The following is an 18,704-nucleotide window of genomic DNA, read 5'->3' as shown; positions in this document are numbered from 1 at the left end:
GGATGGGGAAAATAAATGAGATATATATTAAAGATTGGGATTGCTGCATCGTTGTGTTGCCTGTCTTTCTGTATTTATGCGGTTTTTAATGGCGGTTATTATGGGCCAAGACATGGTGACCTTGAGAATGTTTTTTATGTAGCGCTGGTTACTTCAATCGCATCTTTGGTTTGTTTTATCTTGCTGCTTTTAAATAAAAGATCGCTAGAGAATGAAATCTCAAATGACATTGTTTCATTATGGATAAAAAGGCGACGTCTTGAAGAGCAGCAGCGGATCCGTGATTTAGAGAGCAAGAACTAGCCCACTCAGGCAGATTAGTACCAAAGCGAAGGATTCCCTATGGCTAAAAAACAATACGGCATCATGCCCCCGTTTCCGCACTTGGTAGCCATGTTGCGAGGTTCCAAGTACCGTCACTTTGTTTTTGGGATCGACTGGTAGCACAGACACATCATAGTTTTGCGTGATGGCAAACCTGAACTGGTGCCGATTGAGGACGTAAAGTTTGTCGAGCCAATGGAAGAGGAAATCAAGATGTTGAGTAAAATGTAAGGAAAGCCCACCATATGGTGGGCTGTTGCATTCCAGCAATCTGTTTAGGAATTCTTATTTGAAGAGAAACTAGCATTAGCTGTAAGGTTTTGAGGAGCAGAATCTTTCCTCTCGAATCGCTTTTGATTTGCCAGAACTCTCAATTTTTTCATATGGTTAGCTAAAGACATAATGACACCCTTCATAATTTATTGGTTAATTATTGTTAAGATTTTTATCAAAGTAAAGCTTTCTTTTTATCCATACAAAACCGTCGGTTTTTGAAATTATTGCAACATCAATTGGACCCCCGACGGTCTCGTAAGAGTCTGAAATCTTTAACTTAAATGCGCTGAGGTTTACAAGCGATTCAGCCATGTAAGAAAGATCTTTTTTTGATAAAGAAGTTAGCATGTTTGTTACTTTTTGTGTGAAATTTTCATCACAATATCGTTGCACTCTGTCTATGATATCATCTTTTAATGATATTAATTTTTGCTCTGATATTTCATCATTTACGCCTCTTTCCCTCAAATTTTCAAGTATTACATTCGATAATTGAGATACTGTATTACCCATGAAATTAATAATTGAATTGTTAAAACCTCTAACGAAGGTGAACACTTCATCTTCCGATGCAAATGGTATTATTACTGAGTTGTCAGGGTCTGATTTTGAGCATTTACCATGAATTATTTTATACATTACTTTATTGTTAAAGCTTCCATAAATTTGTATTGTAATGATAGATGCATAGTATTCATCAGAACCGAAGCCAGCAAAAACAAGACCGCTATATAATGATGTGACATTCTCTTTGCAGATTATGAAAGTGAAGAAATTTATGAGCTGTGTTTTAAGATGTTCTGGCAGGTCCCCATTATTGGGGAAAATATCTAACGCTATTTGTAGATAGTTATTAATGACAAACTCTCTGGCATTAATAACATCTGATTCATCAAACCCTTCAAAAAAAGGGTTTCTTTCTAAAAACTCATTTTCAGAAGCATAAAAGTTAGCTAATCTTTGATGGATAATATTAAGTGCTTCTTCATCTGATTCAGGTAAAGCAACATGAAGTGTTTTTTGACTTAGATCATCATAGTTTAATTTTAGGTATCTCCTGAATATTTCTTTTAGCTTAGCTTCTCTTTTAGCAATCGAAGTAATGTTATAAGTAGAGTTCAAGAAGCTTAGGAATGAGTTTAAATAATCTCTTATTGTACTATGCTCTTCATGTCCATGTAGTTTTCTAAAGCTTCTAATAGAAAGTTCCCAAGGGGTTCCGCAAAAGTCTGCATTGTTATAAACCATTAAACCTACTGGGTAGTGCTTTGATAGCTGATATATTTTTTCTGCGTTGTTAAATATTTTAACTGTGCCGCTATTTCCACCTGTCATTGTCATTGCTGAGTCTGCAGCTAACGCACAAGCCACAGGATTTTTTACAATGATTTCTGCTGTCATGTTTACACTCCCAATATTCACAAAATTTGTGAAAACCTGATTAAATCAGAAAGCACTAAGTCCACTGCGCCGGATTAGTCCAAAACTGACTATAGCAGAGTGTTCTGAGGTAAACCCAGACTGATACTCAACTTTTGCCCAGTTATACCATCCTAATCACAATCGGACCTGCCTGTTTTAACTCAGCCATCCCGGCCGGGAGGTAAGGAACGATGAAAATGACACACAGAGTTTCCGAGGTCATAACCTACGGGACGTCAACGGCCAGCGCTACGTATTGGTTTTCGCAGCTGCTTGATTCATACACCCCCGGCCAGTGGGCAGCTATTGGCGTCATTGGCAGCTTGGTGTTCACCGCTTTGACCTTTCTCGTAAATATCTACTTCAAATGGCTCGCGTATCGCCGCGGCAAGTTCTCGGAAGAATAATATGGCTTCGACCAAAGCAAAGCTCAGTGCAGCCATGCTGGCGCTAATTGCCGCCGGTGCATCCGCGCCAACGCTCATGGATCAGTTCCTGAACGAGAAAGAGGGCAACAGTCTAACTGCATACATTGACGGCTCAGGTTTCTGGACGATATGTCGTGGAGCGACCCGGGTAGATGGAAGGCCTGTAACCCAAGGGATGAAGTTAACCCAGGCTAAATGCGACCAGGTGAATGCCGTCGAGCGCAATAAGGCGCTGGCATGGGTAGATCAGAATATGCGTGTTCGTCTGACACCTCCTCAAAAGGTCGGGATTGCCAGTTTCTGCCCCTATAACATCGGGCCAGGTAAATGCTTTCCTTCCACCTTCTACCGCAAGCTGAATGCCGGTGACCGGAAAGGCGCCTGCGCTGAAATTCGTCGTTGGATCTTTGATGGTGGCCGTGACTGCCGCCTCACCAAAGGCCAGAAGAAAGGTTGCTACGGTCAGGTTGAGCGACGTGACCAAGAAAGCGCCTTGACGTGTTGGGGGATCGATAAGTGAAACCAGAATCCATCGCCGCGGCAGTTATTATGCTTCTTCTTATCATCGGGCTCACAATCGCCGCAGGGCTGGGCTATCGATATAGCTCAGCATCCAGCAGAGCTGAAACGGCTGAAAGTCAGGTGACGCTGCAGGCAAGGGTTATCCAAATACAGGCGGATAATATCGCTGCTTTTCAAACTATAAGCGGCGATGTCCAGGAAAAAAACAGGGCGGTAGATGCCGGTACAGAGGAAAAAACCATTGAATATCGAACGATTCTCAAGCGCGAAAAAACGTGTGATATGCCTGTCCCTGCTGATGTTTCTGGTGGGCTGCTCGAATACACGAACAGTTTACGTTCCAGCGCATTGCACGCCAATACCGACGGATCTGACAAGCCCAGTACTGGCACCATTACCGCCGGCGAACTGACATATTGCCAGGCTGTTTTATGGATAACCCCATTACTTGCTGCTATTGAAAAAGCAAATAACCAGCTGGCTGGTATTCGCCAGATTGAACAGAAAAGACAGGAGACAAAATGACGAACGTGCAAACGGGCTTACTTTACTTCAGCGCAGTGGTATCGGCTCTATATCTGGTAGCGGGCGGTTACAAGTCAATCCGGGCCTACTTCCAGAAAAAATTTGATGATGCTGTCGCAGCCAAAGCATCGGAAAACACCGAGAAATAACCCCTCAAGGCCGCATATTGCGGCCTTACTTTTGCCCAGCTTCAAAACGATTCTGACAATGCCACCATGTCGAACTGTTTTGGAGTAGATGATGGTCGAGAACGACACTTCATCGGTTGAGTATCAGCTATCAACCAGCACTGGCCCTTTTAGCATCCCTTTCTACTTCATTGAAAACGGGCATATTGTCGCGGAACTGTATACACAGAACGGTGACGACTTTAACAAAACTACGCTGACAATTGACGTTGATTATTATCTGAACGGCGCCGGCGATAAGAATGGCGGTCAGCTGACTTTGCTCTCCGCACACAGTGGCGCTACGCTACTGATTTATCGTGATCCCGATGCGACCCAGTTAACCAGTTATCTGGCGACCGGTAAGTTTCCTGCGACAAGCCATGAACGCGCGCTTGATAAGCTGACTATGCTTATCCAAAAATTCGGTTGGTGGTGGGACTCTTTGGCTCTGAAAAAGCCAAATATCTTCGCTAACTATTATGACGCGCTCAATAACCGTATTCGTAACCTGCGTGATCCTTCACTGGCGCAGGATGCCGCAACAAAAAGCTACGTCGATAGTAGTGATATCGATCTGCAGCAGCAGATAACCAGCAACTTTAATCGTTCGCTGCGTGTCAATGACTCCTATATAAGCCAGCTACCATCGGCCCAAGACCGCGCCTGGAAGGGGTTGGGTTTTGACGGTGCTGGTCAGCCTAAATTGCAGGACCCTGCAGGAACGGGGCTATGGGGATACGTTCCGGCCATAGGTTCGTTTGAGCAGGGATCGCTACTCACTCAACGTTTTGAGGTTCTTCTGTGGGAATCCACGGACGAATACTGGCGCTGGGATGGCGTAATGCCTAAGGTCGTTTTACCTGGTAGCACGCCGGCGACGGCTGGCGGTACAGGAAAGGGTAAGTGGATCGACGTTACCGATGCGACTCTTCGCTCAAACCTGGGTTCAGGCGAAGCTGATTTAGGCGGTGCTTTGGTGAGCATCGATAACGCCACCGTGAGGGAGTTAGCAGAGAATAACATCTTCAGGAAAATGACCCGTGCGGATATTAACACGATGCTAAACACCCCTGGTGCCGAGGTCGATGTTGAATACGCTTTACAGGCCCTTATCGATGAGGGTCACAAATCAATACTCTTTCCGCATGATGTTAAGGGCATTTATATTCTTGCTGGAAATGTCACCGTACCCGCCCCTGTAACGTTGATTTCATTTTCTCCTTGCGTTAAGCCATACACAATTACGGACGATTCGTCGTTTCTCAATAAAGGCGCTGTCATTCGAAAAGCGGCAGGCGCTGATTATATTTTTGGGCCGGGAACCGTCCCTCGCTTCTACGGCCTGCTTCTCGATGGCAGAGACAGCAGCAGACCGCTGTTTAATCAGGACAATCAGCAGCGCGGAGGTATGCTGTTTAACTGCGGTATTTATCGTTTTCTGTACGGCATTGGTAGTTATTCCTATACCTCTGTTCAGGTGGGAATGTCTTCCATATGCGCCAACCAGGACGGAGTTTATAACCTGATTGATTCTCGCCTGATTAACTGCACCATTAACGCGAATACCCGGCATGGTGTTTATCTCCGCAATGGTGCTAATAACAACCTTTTCCAGAATATCCGAAATGAATGGAATGGAGGGGTGGGATATTTATCTGATGGCTCCGTCGGCAACATTATTAATGGTGAGCTGGTTGACCGTAATGGCTCGGCAAATTTCGCGGTGCTTAATGGCGGAGGTTTTCTCATTGGGGATGTATTCTCCCAGCGACCTGGCCGAACCTCGGCGGCAGGCTCCTCCTATAATACCCATTTTTACATGGAGGGCGCTGGCAGCTATATCATGCTCAGCAATGTCGTGACACGAACTGGCGTTGATGATGATGGCCAGGGAACATTGACGCCAGAAAGGGTACTGACAACCGGTGGCGGCTCCACGGACATGACTTTTATGGCCAATGGTTGTGATTTGTCCGGGTATACCATTTCTGCGCTTCGGCAGATTACCACTGCCGAGAAAATGATCCTCAGGGGAAATAAAGGCACAACTGACCTGATAACTACTGGTCTGTATCAGTTCCAGAACGGCCGGGGTAATGTTGGCGGGGCGAAGAGTAACCAGGTTCTGACGTCCGGCGTCGGTTCGGTGCTGACGCTCAGTTTCCAGGAGACAGGATTAGCCGATCCCGCGACAGCACAGGCAACAGTTCCGTTATGCAGAACGCTTCTGATTGAGTCGCTAACATCAGGCGGGGTATCAGGAAAATTCAAACTACCGTTTCAGATAAGGCGCGTGGTACAGGCCGCTAATGTTGACCTGTATACCTCCGAAGCCCGTTCATCGCCCACGGGAGCCTACGCTGTCACTGGCGCGACAGGTGTCAATGTATCTCTGGCAGTTAATGCTGATGCCACACTGACAACCGTCACGCTCACCAGTGTTGACGGTATCGGGCGGTTCCTGCGCGTGACAATTCTGGGCAACTAAGGGGGCATTATGAGTGATACGTTTTTTTCAGAGTTAACCGAGAGGGGCGATATTCCCGCTATGTCGCCATTTGATATCTGGTATGAGGAATTATGTGCTTATGTGCTCGAACATGGTAGACGTGCCCCTTACAAAATGGCGTATCTGGAATTTTTCGAGCAAGGATTAACGGTAGAGGAGGCGGTTGAAAAATTTAACTAATGAAATACCGCCAGTGCAAGACTGGCGGTTATTGATATGAAGAAATTATTGTAAATGTATTCGATGACATCAAAATCGGTATAGTTCACATTCTCTACCATACCTGTCATATTATTATTCCGTTTAAGGATGATACCTGATGATAGATATAACTGGCATTAGGATGTCCTAAATCAAAAAATATCTTCTGTAATGTGACAACAGATTACCCATGCTATCTTAGGCCATGCGATAACAAACAGCAGCAGGAAGGCGATGTTATTGAATACCCCCGATGTTCCGTCCGCCCTGGTCACCTGGGCGAAAGTCCATAAAAAGAAACCTACCCCAGTATACCAGATGACAATTGTATCAAAACCAATATAATCCATAATCTCCACCTAGCCTGATGACAATCTGGCGAATTCATAGTGAGAGCTATACAAGCCAGAATTGACAGGAATAGCCATTTGAAAAATAAGTATTCAGATGAGAGCGAAATCTGCTTCAAAAATATCCTTATCAATAAAGCTTTCAAACCCCTCCCCATTCAGCATGTAGTACCCGCCTGGCCTTGGCTTCTCCCGTAACACATAATCTGATGAAACAACCAGATCACTACCATTCGCATCTGTTATGGTAGCCGTATAATCCTGGTTGATGACAATACTGTTAATCAACATTGCCTGAACAGTTTTAGTGGAGCGATATGTAATTAATGTAGACATAAATACCTCAGCTGATACCTGAATCAAAACGTATAGCCAGCGTAACTGATGCGCTGCGACGGTTTTCTAAAACGATATACTGCCCACTCTGGTAAATACAGAGTTTGTTTGTTACTGATGAGTCAGGCTGCGCCTGAGAAAGGTTAACCCCATCACCAATAATTCCTGTGGGCTTTGGCGCTTTGTTAGGCACGTTAAAGAAAGAGCCGAAAAGCGTATTATCATCTTCGAGCCCAGTAATTTTGTACTCGCCTCGACGGTTGTTTACTCCGGCTCCGACGATATGCGTATATGTCGCCCCGGCAGCTATTGTCACCGTTGGTGATACATATCCTTTATTATAAAGATACCCTTCGCTATACAATCGCATTATTTCTGTTGGTGCGGTTGACGGGTCTGCAGTGTTTCCCATTAAGAACTTCAGTACAGTACCGGTATCAGTAGTCCCAGCTATAGAGTACTGTTCAGCCAAGGCTGAAACAGTTCTTTGTATGTTAGCCATTACAGACAGGCGCATCATGTTTCGGACGCTTGAGAAAGATGTAAACGAACCAACCGGGGCACCATCGAAATATACTTCACGTGATGCGTTGGGGCTGTTGCTTAAGTCAATGCCACCCGCAAAATTCGCAACCGACGCTCTCCCTGTATCAATGTAACCATTGAATCTGATATCTTTTACAATGCCCTCAATCTTGATAATCGGAGCTATATCATCCGCTCTTGGCCCAATGTGCGTTATTTGTCCGCCATTGAAATGGACGCCAACGCTGGAAATGATATGAATCGCCGGCGCAATATTGGCATTTGCCACAAGCGAATTCCCATTCTCATCAACGAGGCTGTTATTGCGGTTTACGCTAGGCGCATCGACCGTAACTCCAACGCAGTTACTGATATAGAAATGCTGGCAATTCCAGTTTCTTGGTTCAATATGAGGCTGAATTAAACGAATGCTATGATGTTTATTGTTTGCAGTAGTACCGCCCATACAAACAAAACCACGGCAGGTATCTCCGCCATTATATTCAGTCGGTTCCTGATGAAGGTGAATGAATGTCAGGTTGTTGGTGTTATCATTTGTACGCTCCTGGATATAGACAGAGTTTCGCCCCCAATTCTGAACATGTAAGTTCAAAAATGTTGAATCCCACGCATGACCTACTACGAATGGGTTACTAAACCAACCTACTTTCACATCCTCGACGTAAGACAGCCTCACCGCGCTGATTGTCGTGGACTCTCCGAGTTTTATACCCATATAGGCATTTAAACCAGGGCCTGAAAGTGACCACCCTTTCCACATAATACGGCAAGTGCGGAATTCCATTACCGGAACGTCATCCGTATCAGAATAAAATCGTGTCTGGTTAGCTCCATCCCCAACCAGTGCATATACACTCATTAATGATTCTGCACCTGACGTATCTAAATTTGTTAGTATCTCTCCAAGCTTTGATATGTAATACCCTCCATCAAGGCCTGGCGCATATACTACTTTTCTATTTCTAGCTCCATCCTTTAATGCTTTTAGTAATGCTGGACCCCAGTCCAATGTTGTCGGGTCGCCAACCTTTGACACGCAAAGGTTTTTATACTCCCATAGATTTATTTTCTGGGCAGACATAAACACTGCAACACTGGCTGCTACCTCACAGGAATAGTTTCTCGCCCATGCGACTAAATACGCGCCCTCGCCATGTTCGCTTGAACCCAGGTTTACGCGAACAATATCGGCAATTTACAATCAGCCATTTCAAAGGGTTACAACATGCTGATTGGCTACGCGCGGGTGTCTACCGGCGATCAAAACCTCGATTTGCAGAAAAACGCGCTGGCTCGCGCAGAATGTGAGCAGATTTTCGAAGATACAGCGAGCGGGAAAAACGCCAGACGCCCTGGGCTGAGGCGTGCTATTCGTCGTTTAAAACCAGGCGATTCTCTTGTGGTCTGGAAGCTGGATCGCCTTGGGCGTAGTGTTCGTGACCTCATAACTCTGGTCTCAGAGTTGCAGGATAGAGGTATTCACTTTCGTAGCCTGACCGACAGCATTGATACCAGTACGCCAGCAGGCCGGTTTTTCTTCCACGTCATGAGCGCCCTGGCAGAGATGGAACGCGAGTTGATAGTGGAGCGTACCCGAGCCGGTTTAGCCGCTGCGAGGGAGCAGGGGAGAATAGGCGGCCGCCGCCGGATTATGACCACTGAGGTAGTGGAACGCTGCCGCCAGATGCTGGTGAACGGAGCCAGCCGGCAGCAGGTTTCCGCGGTGATTGGTGTCGATGTGAAAACCATCTATCGCTATTGCCCCGCATCAGAGGTCATCGTCGATAAGAAATAGCGAGGGCGAATCCATCCCGGCATCCAGATAATCGATCGCTCTCTGGAGTTGATGGAGCAAGGTTTCCGCCCTATCCCTGGAGATACAACAAAACAGGTCAGGAAACTCTTTCAGTGGCCAGTGAGGTACAGACGCCATATTGTCAGTAAAAGTAGCATAGAGGAACACCTGACGGGTTAAAGCCGAATGGCTGACATTAAAGCCAGTCAGTTCTGGAATGCTCGATGCGTTGGATTCTCTGTTGATCATTTTGGTTATCTGTACTGTTTTTATGTACAGTATTTTTACTCTTGAAACTGTGAGGGAGTCAAGGGAGAACCCTTAAAAGTTGAAAGAATAAAGCCCATGCATTAACTGTAACTGATTGATTTATAGTTGTGTAAAAAAACGACTTTATTCTATGAATGCACCATAACATTCTGATTATAAAGTCATTTGATTTGGTCTTGAAAACCGGCGACCCGAAAGGGTTCCAGAGTTCGAATCTCTGCGCTTCCGCCATATAAAAGAAGGGGTTACCGAAAGGTAACCCCTTCTTGCTTTTCCCTTTGACCATCCCAACCGCGCTTCATCCTGACCTTCGACTTCGCAAACCCGCCATGCGAAATCTCGTTGACTCTGTCAGCGCCGCAGCGTAATCAGCTGGCGAAAATAAAACCACCAATCCGTTTAAAAGGAGGAATGTTAATTGTTCCGAAGCACGATATAAGCGAATTGATGCTCAGGAATAAAAAACTTTCCGCAAAAAAACTTCGTCTATACTTGGAAAAATGATGATTTACCTGCCACGGTTTTACGCAGAAAAGAGACCAGTGAGGTCAGCATGCCTGTCATTAATCCGCAAGATATCAAAGAATTACGGGCGTTGGTTGAAGAGCAATTAAAATACACGCTGTGTGTCAGCTTAAATAAAGCCACGCAAGGCGATATTTTTAACGCGGTGGCGCTGGCCATCCGTCATTTTCAGCAGGACCATTTTCTGTCGAGCCAGGCGCGGCAGCGCGAAGCGCGAAAAAAGCGAGTTTACTACCTGTCGATGGAGTTTTTACTCGGCCAGTCGCTGCGTAATAACCTGGTGAATATGAATTTACTGTCGGAGATGCGCCAGGTGGTCAATGACCTGGGGTTTGATCTTGAACGCCTCCTTGACGAGGAGCCTGACGCCGCGCTGGGTAACGGCGGATTAGGGCGCTTAGCCGCTTGCTTTATCGACTCGATGGCCACCCTTGACATTGCAGCGTCCGGGCATGGCATCAAATACGAATATGGCCTTTTTCGCCAGTCCTTTCAAAACGATCAGCAGATCGAACATCCTGATGACTGGCACTCCATGCATTCCCCATGGCTGGTGGAGCATCACGCCCAGCACATTCTGATCCCGCTGGGGGGGTATATCGAGCATAGCGAAGATATTGATGGTAATTACAACCCGATGTGGCTCGGCTGGAAAACTATCGTTGGTATTCCCCATGACTATTTTGTTTCCGGCTACCGGGATACGACCACCAACAAGCTGCGTCTCTACAGCGCGGTAGCCTCTGACTCCTTTAATATCCATATTTTTAATCGCGGCGATTATATCAAGGCGGTGAGTGAAAAAATCGCCTCGGAGAATATTTCAAAAATACTCTATCCTTCCGATGAGGTGCTGACCGGAAAAGAGCTGCGGCTGACCCAAGAATATTTTCTGGTGGCCTGTACGCTGCGGGATATATTTCGTGACTACGCTGAGGTTAATGACGACATTACTTTGCTGGCGCAGCATGTGGCTATTCAGCTTAATGACACCCATCCGGCATTGGCGGTGGTGGAGCTGATGCGGATCCTCGTGGACGAATACCGACTGCCCTGGGAGCAGGCGTGGGAGATAACGCAAAATACCTGCGCCTACACCAATCATACGCTGATGCCGGAAGCGCTGGAGACCTGGCCGGTGTCGTTGTTTGAGAAACTTCTGCCGCGTCACTTGCAGATTATATTTGAGATTAACCACCGTTTTCTCGAAGCGGTGGCCCGGCGCTGGCCGGATAAAAATCATCTGTTATCTTCGCTGTCTTTAATTGACGAACATCATGATAAGCAAATCCGCATGGCTAATCTGGCCATTGTCGGTAGCCATCGCGTGAATGGGGTGGCGTGGCTGCACTCAGAATTGGTCAAAAAACAGCTGGTGCCTGATTTCTATTTTATCACCCCGGAGAAATTCATTAATCAGACCAACGGCGTCACACCGCGTCGTTGGGTGCAGCAGGCTAACCCTGGGCTGGCAGAGTTTTTGCACCAACAATTGGGGGAGGGGTGGCCAACCGATTTACCCCAGCTCTCCCGTCTGGAAAACCTGGTCGACGATCCGGCCGTTATTGACAATATCCGGGCCATAAAATTTGCTAACAAAACCGCGCTCAGCCAGCTGGTGGCGCAACGCTACGGCATCCCGCTGGATCCGCTGGCCATGTTTGACTGTCAGGTCAAACGTATTCACGAATACAAACGACAGTTACTCAATATTCTTCACGTGATCGCGCTGTACCTGGATATCAAAGAGGCAGGGAGAACGATTGCGTCTAAGGTCCATTTGTTTGCGGGTAAAGCGGCGCCGGGCTACCGGATGGCGAAGCTGATTATTCAGTTGATTAATACCGTTGCCCGAAAAATTAACAGTGACCCGCAGGTCGCCGGGCAGCTTAAAGTGGTTTTCCTCGAAGATTATAAAGTTTCGCTGGCGGAAAAAATTATTCCCGCCACGGATCTCTCTGAGCAAATTTCCACCGCCGGGACCGAGGCGTCCGGCACCAGCAATATGAAGTTTGCCATGAACGGCGCGTTAACTATCGGCACCTATGATGGGGCGAATATCGAAATCCGCGAGGCAGTGGGGATCGATAATTTTTATCTGTTTGGCGCGGTGGCGGAAGAGATTGAAGAGAGCCGACGCCTCGGGCGTCACCATGCGTTCTATCATCAGAATCCGGCTATCGCGCGAGTGGTCGATAGCCTGGTGTCCGGGCAGTTTACCGCCGATCGCGAACGGTTTGCGCCGCTGCATCAGATGCTGACGGGGGCCGATCATTACTGCCATCTGCTGGATTTCGACAGTTATTGTCAGGTGCAACAGCAGGCGATGGCTGATTTTGAACAACCGGATCGCTGGCACCGCCGGGCCTTGCTCAACATTTGCCGGATGGGGGAGTTTTCCAGCGACAGAACCATCCGCGGCTACGCCAGGGATATCTGGGGCATCACCCGCTAAAAAAGCACACGCCAAACAGAACTGAGTCGCGTTGACAGGTGTCAGCCAACATTGAGGATAAAGATGAACGTTGAATTACATACTGAGCAGGGCGTCAAAATTATCGTGCCCCTGGTGCGTCGACTGGATGCTTCCGTTGTCTCGGCGTTTAAGCAGCAGGTCCTCGAGGCCATCGACGGGGAGACGAAAAACGTACTGCTGGATCTGAGCCATGTCGAGTTTATCGACAGCAGTTGCCTGGGTGCCCTGGTATCCATACTCAAGAGCGTCAGTGGGCAGGGAGAGCTGGTGCTGTGTTCGCTCAACGGGACGATCCAGAACCTGTTCAAGCTTACCCGTATGGATCGTATCTTTTCTATTAAAGAGAACCGTCAGGAGGCGCTGAACCTGTTTGCTCAGGGATGAGGTTTGTGCAGGGCAGGATTGCCGCCGGGTTACTGACCGCCCGCTTATTCTTCGATAATCCGTGCCTTCGGTTTACTCAGCAGGAGCATCACCAGCGCGACGTAGGGCATCGGCTTCCAGAAGAAGTAGCCCTGCAGCAGAGGAATATTCTGGCGATTGAGATAATCCAGCTGGGCCTGGGTTTCAACGCCCTCGGCAATGATGCGCAGTGAAAGCGTTCGGGCCATCTCTATCACGCAGTCCAGCAGCTTGCTTGACGGCGTCTCTCCGGTCACGCGACCGACAAAGCTCTGATCGATTTTAATGTAATCAAACACCAGTTCGTGCAGATAGGAAAGCCCGGAATAGCCGGTACCAAAGTCGTCCAGCGCGATGGAAAACCCGCAGTTGTGTAACCTGTTGAGCTTGTCGACCACCGCCCCATTGAGTAACAGCGGTTCCTGCTCGGTGATCTCCAGCATCAGCTTTACCGCTTTACCCTCAAAGCCGCGCTGAAAGTGCAGACAATCATCGATAAACGTCGGCGAGTTAATATGCGACGCGCTGATGTTGAGGCCGATATGAAACCCATCCGGTAGTTTATTAAAGAGCGGTCTCATCTGGGCGGTTACCTGCGCCATCAGGCTGCGGGTCAGCGGAATAATTAAGCCGGTACGCTCGGCCAGCGGTATAAATTCAGCAGGTGAACGCGAGGGCGTGGCGGTGTTTTGCCAGCGTGCCAGTATTTCCACACCGTATATTTCGCCGGTTTTCCCGTTCACCAAAGGCTGGTAGTAGGGAACGATATAGCCCTGGGCGATGGCGTAGCGCAACTTTTCCTCTTCAGAGGTGTAAACATTGAGAAATTTACGCATCAGAAAATAAAACAGCAGCGAAACAGAGAAAATAAAAATCAGCAAACCGGCGCCATTATTCACCAGGCGGCCGGGGCTTAAAAAAGATGACTCGGGATAGGCAATGCGAAACGGATAGGCCGGCGAGGTAAAAACGCTCCGGCTTGGATCAGCAGCCTGTGGCTGGACATCGCCATGCCTGGTAATCATTTGATCCTGAACCCATAGGGCCAGCCCATTGCTATCCGAATCGCTATATAGCGCATCGCGCAGATGGACGTCGCTGATAGTGACAATTACCCGGATCTGCTCTGAGTGCGTCTGATAGATCAGCACCGGACGCTTATTGACCATCATTCTGGCCGGGAGCAGCATCAGAGGTTCGTCAGATAAAGAAACAGGGCTGAGCGTCAGGACCCGGTTACCGGGCAGGGACGAGCACCACACCTGGCCCTCTTTTATCAGCATAATGGTGCGCAGATGCGGCTGCAGGGCGGCCTCCGTTCCGAGCTGAAACTGACCCTGTTCCGAGCACCCGCTGCGGCTAACGTTCATCGCCGTCACCGTTGCTGCGCGGGCCTCATCCAGAATAACGGCGATTTTCGTCGCCGCCTGGCGGGCGGCGGCGACATGGGCGGCCTGGTCGGAATGCCACAGTTGCCAGTTAATGACGAACACGCCAGCCAGAAATACCACCAGCGCCAGGGAAAAGGCAATCCATGCGTTTCGCCGCTTTATCTCTTTCATTTATCGTGCGTGCCAGGGTGAGTGTGCATAAAGTTAACCATCCCTCTGACGGTAAAGGCTTTTTAATGATCGTAGAAGGGGGATATCTTTCGCGATGACGGCGCATATTAAAAACATGATCAGTATCACAATACCCGCCGGCAAAGACCGCAGATAACGTGCAGAGGCGGCTGCTCTGTCACGAAGGCAATAAAATAATCGCAGCTTAATGTTTTCTTAATCTAAATTTCGGGAACGGATGGTTTTAAGCATTTTCTAATCCCTAATAACAGACCGGCGCTATTTTTTGCTTTTTTAAGTTTATGATAATTGTTTTCATTATCATTCTTTTTTTGCTGTGATTTAATCCTCTCCGCTCAGGCTATTTACCATTAATTGCCCTATTTCATTAAGGATGCGTTCATGAAATCTCGCTTATCGCCCCTCCGCACGGCAGCGCTGGTTGCCGCTTCTCTGTTTCTGGCGCCGCAAGGGATGGCGGCTGACGGTCAGGACGGGATTGTGGTCTACAACGCCCAACACGAAAATCTGGTGAAGTCGTGGGTGGATGGATTTACGAAAGAGACCGGTATTAAAGTCACGCTGCGCAATGGTGATGACAGCGAGCTGGGTAATCAGCTGGTTCAGGAAGGCGCCGCGTCGCCAGCCGATGTGTTTCTGACCGAGAACTCGCCGTCGATGGTGCTGGTTGATAATGCCAAACTTTTCGCCCCGCTGGATGCGGCAACCCTGCAGCAGGTTCCGGCGCAGTACCGCCCTCAGCACGGTCGCTGGATCGGCATCGCCGCGCGCAGCACCGTCTTCGTCTATAACCCGGCGAAAATCAGCGAGGCGCAGCTGCCGCACTCGCTGATGGATCTGGCAAAACCGGAGTGGAAGGGCCGCTGGGCGGCTTCGCCATCGGGGGCGGATTTCCAGGCTATCGTCAGCGCGATGCTGGCGCTGAAAGGCGAGCAGGCGACCCTCGACTGGCTGAAGGCGATGAAAACCAACTTTGTCGCCTATAAAGGCAACAGCACGGTGATGAAAGCGGTCAACGCCGGGCAGATCGACGGCGGGGTGATCTACCATTACTATCGCTTCGTTGACCAGTCAAAAACCGGCGAGAACAGCAAAAACACCCAACTGTATTACTTCAAACACCAGGATCCAGGGGCCTTCGTCAGCATTTCCGGCGGCGGCGTGCTGGCCTCCAGCAAACATAAAGCGCAGGCGCAGGCTTTTATTAAATGGATCACTGGTAAGCAGGGACAGGATGCGCTGCGCACCAATAACGCCTTCGAATATGCGGTGGGGGTAGACGCGGCCTCTAACCCGAAACTGACCCCGCTGAAAGATCTGGACGCCCCGAAGGTAGAACCTTCCTCGCTGAACAGTAAAAAGGTCATTGAACTGATGACGCAGGCTGGCCTGCTCTGATCCTGAGGAAGTGATGTTGCTATGTCTGTTCTGAGTCTGTCGCTCGGAAAGAAAACAGGACGCCTGCCCGAGCGCAGGCGTCCTGCATTTCCGATGGTTGCCTTAGCGCTCCTGTTTTCATTGCTGGCGCTGTTGCCGTTAGGGTTTGTGGTGGCGGTCGGATTCGATACCGGCTGGCCGACAATCAAAGCGCTGGTCTTTCGCCCGCGGGTAGGCGAGCTGCTCAGCAATACCCTGTGGCTGACGGTGCTGGCGGTCCCCATCAGCATTGTGCTTGGCGTGACGCTGGCCTGGCTGACGGAACGTACCGCGCTGGCCGGGCGGCAGCTGTGGTCGGCGCTGGCGGTGGCCCCGCTGGCCATTCCAGCCTTTGTTCAGAGCTACGCGTGGGTCAGCGCTGCGCCCTCGCTGCATGGCCTGGGCGCCGGGGTGTTTCTTTCCGTGCTGGCCTACTATCCGTTTATCTATATGCCAGTGGCGGCCGTGCTGCGCCGACTCGATCCCACGCTTGAAGATGTCGCCGCATCGCTGGGCACTCCGCCGTGGAAAGTGTTCTTTCGGGTAGTCCTCCCGCAGCTGCGGCTGGCTATCTGCGGCGGTGCGCTGCTGGTGGCCCTGCATCTGCTGGCGGAATATGGTCTGTATGTGATGATCCGCTTCGATACTTTCACTACCGCCATTTACGATCAGTTCCAGTCGACCTTCAGCGGTCCGGCCGCCAATATGCTGGCGGGCGTGCTGGCTCTGTGCTGTCTGGCGATCCTGCTGCTGGAGAGCGCTTCGCGCGGTAAAGCGCGCTATGCGCGTATCGGCGCCGGGGCGGCGCGCGAGCAGAAGCGCCTGGTGCTGGGTAAAGGGGCCGCTTTCGGCGCGCAGCTGCTGCTTCTGTTGCTGGTGTTGCTGGCGATGGGGGTGCCGTTGCTGGTCCTGGGACGCTGGCTGTGGCTGGGCGGTATCGACAACTGGCTGCATGCCGATCTGTGGCATTCCCTGCGTCAAACGCTGCTGCTGGGGGCGGGCGGGGCGCTGCTGACGACGGTCTGCGCGATCCCCATCGCCTGGCTCGGCGTGCGCTATCCGCGTCCGCTGTTCCGCCTGTTGGAGGGGTGTAATTACATCACCAGCTCGCTGCCCGGCATCGTGACCGCGCTGGCGCTGGTCACCGTCACCATCCACTATGCCCGTCCGGTGTACCAGACCGAAGTGACGCTGTTTCTGGCCTATTTGCTGATGTTTATGCCGCGGGCGCTGATTAACCTGCGCGCCGGTATCGCCCAGGCGCCGGTGGAGCTGGAAAACGTCGCCCGCAGTCTCGGACGCAGCCCGGCCCGCGCCCTGTGGAGTATCACCATGCGGCTTGCCGCCCCGGGGGCGGCCGCCGGCGCCGCGCTGGTGTTCCTCGGCGTCAGCAATGAGCTGACCGCCACGCTGCTGCTCTCGCCGTTAGGCACCCGCACGTTGTCAACCGGATTCTGGGCGTTAACCAGCGAGATCGACTACGTGGCGGCGGCGCCCTACGCGCTGTTGATGATCGTCATTTCGCTGCCGCTGACGGCGGTTCTCTATATGCAGTCGAAAAAAATGGCAGGGTTGTAACATGCTGGAATTGTCTTCTGTTTCGAAATCCTTCGCCGACGCGCAGGTCCTCGATAATATTCATCTTCAGGTGGCGCCGGGTAGCCGGACGGCTATAGTGGGTCCGTCGGGTTCGGGAAAAACCACGCTGCTGCGCATTCTTGCCGGTTTCGAAACGCCCGACAGCGGGCGGATCGTGATGCACGGCGCGCCGCTGTTTGCCGAGGGCGTGTTTGTTCCTGCCCACCAGCGACGGATCGGCTACGTTCCGCAGGAGGGGGCGCTGTTTCCTCACCTCAATGTGGCGGACAATATCGCCTGGGGTCTGGACGCCAGCCGCGAGGAAAAACGTCGCCGGGTGGGCGCGCTGATGGAGATGGTGGCCCTCGACCACAGCCTGGCGCGCCACTGGCCGCATGAGATCTCCGGGGGCCAGCAGCAGCGTGTGGCTCTGGCTCGCGCCCTGGCCCAGCAGCCGGCGCTGATGCTGCTCGATGAACCCTTTTCTGCCCTGGACACCGGACTGCGCGCCAGCACGCGCAAAGCGACCGCCGATCTGCTGGCGGAGACCGGCATCGCCTCGATTCTGGTGACCCATGACCAGACCGAAGCGCTGTCGTTCGCCACACAGGTGGCGGTGATGCGCCAGGGGCGTTTCGCCCAGGTGGGGACCCCGCTGGCGGTTTACGCGCAGCCGGTGGATGAAGAGACGGCGCTGTTTCTCGGCGATGCCCTGATCCTCCCCGCACGGCTGAGCCCCGGGCGGGCCAGCTGCGCGCTGGGCGACCTGGCGACAGACGCAGGACATCCTGCTGGTGAAGGTAAGGTGATGTTGCGTCCGGAACAGCTGAGCGTCAGCGTGAGCGGGCCGCAGGAAAGTACCGCCACCATCCGCGATGTTGATTTCTCCGGCCAGCTCTCCACGCTGACGCTGTCGATGTCCGGGCACGATCGGCCGATTGTCCTGCGAACCGTAAGCCAGCCGGCGTGGCAGCCCGGCGCGACGGTGCGACTGACGGTCAGCGGCAAGGCGCGAGTGTTCAGCGGCTAATCTCTGAGCAGGCGCCGCCG

18 protein-coding genes and 2 pseudogenes are annotated in these 18,704 nt (G+C 50.6%); 13 read left to right on the top strand and 7 right to left on the bottom strand.

Annotated elements, in window-relative coordinates:
• Positions 1-15: 15 nt before the first annotated feature.
• Positions 16-303 carry a hypothetical protein gene (locus tag ACOI7D_RS03430; protein WP_130239206.1) on the top strand — a complete coding sequence of 96 codons (288 nt, stop codon included), beginning with the start codon at positions 16-18 and terminating at the stop codon, positions 301-303.
• 447 nt (positions 304-750) lie between these two features.
• On the opposite strand, the gene ACOI7D_RS03425 is transcribed toward ACOI7D_RS03430, so the two are convergent.
• The gene (locus ACOI7D_RS03425) at positions 751-2,001 is read right to left on the bottom strand and encodes a hypothetical protein (protein ID WP_022644619.1); all 1,251 of its coding nucleotides are present in this window, start codon (positions 1,999-2,001) and stop codon (positions 751-753) included.
• 212 nt (positions 2,002-2,213) lie between these two features.
• Between ACOI7D_RS03425 and ACOI7D_RS03420 the strand changes: the two genes are divergently transcribed.
• From ACOI7D_RS03420 to ACOI7D_RS03395, 6 genes are all read left to right on the top strand, one after another.
• Complete coding sequence (locus ACOI7D_RS03420; RefSeq protein WP_029670479.1) at positions 2,214-2,429, top strand: phage holin; 216 nt, start codon at positions 2,214-2,216, stop codon at positions 2,427-2,429.
• A gap of 1 nt (position 2,430) precedes the next feature.
• Complete coding sequence (locus tag ACOI7D_RS03415) at positions 2,431-2,970, top strand: lysozyme (RefSeq protein ID WP_087846632.1); 540 nt, start codon at positions 2,431-2,433, stop codon at positions 2,968-2,970.
• Positions 2,967-3,497, top strand: a complete 531-nt coding sequence (locus ACOI7D_RS03410) for a hypothetical protein (protein ID WP_024623087.1) — start codon at positions 2,967-2,969, stop codon at positions 3,495-3,497. The genes ACOI7D_RS03415 and ACOI7D_RS03410 overlap by 4 nt, the downstream gene beginning before the upstream one ends.
• Positions 3,494-3,646 (top strand): DUF1378 family protein, encoded by a 153-nt coding sequence (locus tag ACOI7D_RS03405; RefSeq protein ID WP_072025665.1) that lies wholly within the window; start codon positions 3,494-3,496, stop codon positions 3,644-3,646. Before ACOI7D_RS03410 ends, ACOI7D_RS03405 begins: the two co-directional genes overlap by 4 nt.
• Positions 3,647-3,737: 91 nt before the next feature.
• Complete coding sequence (locus ACOI7D_RS03400) at positions 3,738-6,155, top strand: phage tail fiber protein (protein WP_420667930.1); 2,418 nt, start codon at positions 3,738-3,740, stop codon at positions 6,153-6,155.
• Between the two features lie 9 nt (positions 6,156-6,164).
• Positions 6,165-6,356 carry a hypothetical protein gene (locus tag ACOI7D_RS03395; protein WP_032445141.1) on the top strand — a complete coding sequence of 64 codons (192 nt, stop codon included), beginning with the start codon at positions 6,165-6,167 and terminating at the stop codon, positions 6,354-6,356.
• Positions 6,357-6,529: 173 nt separating this feature from the next.
• Here the strand turns inward: ACOI7D_RS03395 and ACOI7D_RS03390 are convergent, their stop codons facing one another.
• The 3 genes from ACOI7D_RS03390 to ACOI7D_RS03380 all read right to left on the bottom strand — a co-directional run bounded on the left by ACOI7D_RS03390 (position 6,530) and on the right by ACOI7D_RS03380 (position 8,690).
• A complete protein-coding gene (locus tag ACOI7D_RS03390; RefSeq protein ID WP_032445142.1) occupies positions 6,530-6,727 on the bottom strand; it encodes a hypothetical protein in 198 nt (65 codons plus the stop codon).
• A gap of 93 nt (positions 6,728-6,820) precedes the next feature.
• Positions 6,821-7,063 carry a hypothetical protein gene (locus tag ACOI7D_RS03385; protein WP_032445143.1) on the bottom strand — a complete coding sequence of 81 codons (243 nt, stop codon included), beginning with the start codon at positions 7,061-7,063 and terminating at the stop codon, positions 6,821-6,823.
• A gap of 7 nt (positions 7,064-7,070) precedes the next feature.
• Complete coding sequence (locus tag ACOI7D_RS03380; protein WP_135729054.1) at positions 7,071-8,690, bottom strand: phage tail protein; 1,620 nt, start codon at positions 8,688-8,690, stop codon at positions 7,071-7,073.
• A 144-nt stretch (positions 8,691-8,834) separates the two neighbouring features.
• Between ACOI7D_RS03380 and ACOI7D_RS03375 the strand changes: the two genes are divergently transcribed.
• Positions 8,835-9,404 (top strand): recombinase family protein, encoded by a 570-nt coding sequence (locus tag ACOI7D_RS03375; RefSeq protein WP_221014723.1) that lies wholly within the window; start codon positions 8,835-8,837, stop codon positions 9,402-9,404.
• On the opposite strand, the gene ACOI7D_RS03370 is transcribed toward ACOI7D_RS03375, so the two are convergent.
• Entirely contained in the window at positions 9,378-9,653 is a 276-nt protein-coding gene (locus tag ACOI7D_RS03370) for a hypothetical protein (RefSeq protein WP_221014724.1), read from the bottom strand. The two genes, ACOI7D_RS03375 and ACOI7D_RS03370, sit on opposite strands and share 27 nt — an antisense overlap.
• Positions 9,654-10,227: 574 nt before the next feature.
• Here ACOI7D_RS03370 and ACOI7D_RS03365 point away from each other — a divergent pair.
• On the top strand, positions 10,228-12,654 hold the full coding sequence (locus tag ACOI7D_RS03365) for a glycogen/starch/alpha-glucan phosphorylase (RefSeq protein WP_109546480.1): 2,427 nt from the start codon (positions 10,228-10,230) through the stop codon (positions 12,652-12,654).
• 63 nt (positions 12,655-12,717) lie between these two features.
• Complete coding sequence (locus tag ACOI7D_RS03360) at positions 12,718-13,059, top strand: STAS domain-containing protein (RefSeq protein ID WP_023289065.1); 342 nt, start codon at positions 12,718-12,720, stop codon at positions 13,057-13,059.
• 44 nt (positions 13,060-13,103) lie between these two features.
• Here the strand turns inward: ACOI7D_RS03360 and ACOI7D_RS03355 are convergent.
• Both ACOI7D_RS03355 and ACOI7D_RS03350 read right to left on the bottom strand, forming a co-directional pair.
• Positions 13,104-13,865 (bottom strand): annotated as a pseudogene (locus ACOI7D_RS03355) (EAL domain-containing protein); the annotation flags it as partial.
• 159 nt (positions 13,866-14,024) lie between these two features.
• Positions 14,025-14,639: pseudogene (locus ACOI7D_RS03350) on the bottom strand (CSS-motif domain-containing protein); the annotation flags it as partial.
• Between the two features lie 402 nt (positions 14,640-15,041).
• Here ACOI7D_RS03350 and ACOI7D_RS03345 point away from each other — a divergent pair.
• The 3 genes from ACOI7D_RS03345 to ACOI7D_RS03335 are packed head-to-tail and all read left to right on the top strand — an operon-like array spanning position 15,042 to position 18,684.
• Complete coding sequence (locus ACOI7D_RS03345; RefSeq protein WP_032455292.1) at positions 15,042-16,058, top strand: iron ABC transporter substrate-binding protein; 1,017 nt, start codon at positions 15,042-15,044, stop codon at positions 16,056-16,058.
• 21 nt (positions 16,059-16,079) lie between these two features.
• A complete protein-coding gene (locus tag ACOI7D_RS03340; RefSeq protein ID WP_044521979.1) occupies positions 16,080-17,654 on the top strand; it encodes an ABC transporter permease in 1,575 nt (524 codons plus the stop codon).
• 1 nt (position 17,655) lies between these two features.
• Complete coding sequence (locus tag ACOI7D_RS03335) at positions 17,656-18,684, top strand: ABC transporter ATP-binding protein (protein WP_023289069.1); 1,029 nt, start codon at positions 17,656-17,658, stop codon at positions 18,682-18,684.
• Positions 18,685-18,704: the final 20 nt, after the last annotated feature.

Source organism: Klebsiella sp. C360, assembly GCF_048822415.1.
Classification (GTDB): domain Bacteria; phylum Pseudomonadota; class Gammaproteobacteria; order Enterobacterales; family Enterobacteriaceae; genus Klebsiella; species Klebsiella quasipneumoniae.
Note: the sequence above shows the minus strand (reverse complement) of the source record. Positions and strands in the feature narration are given on the sequence as shown.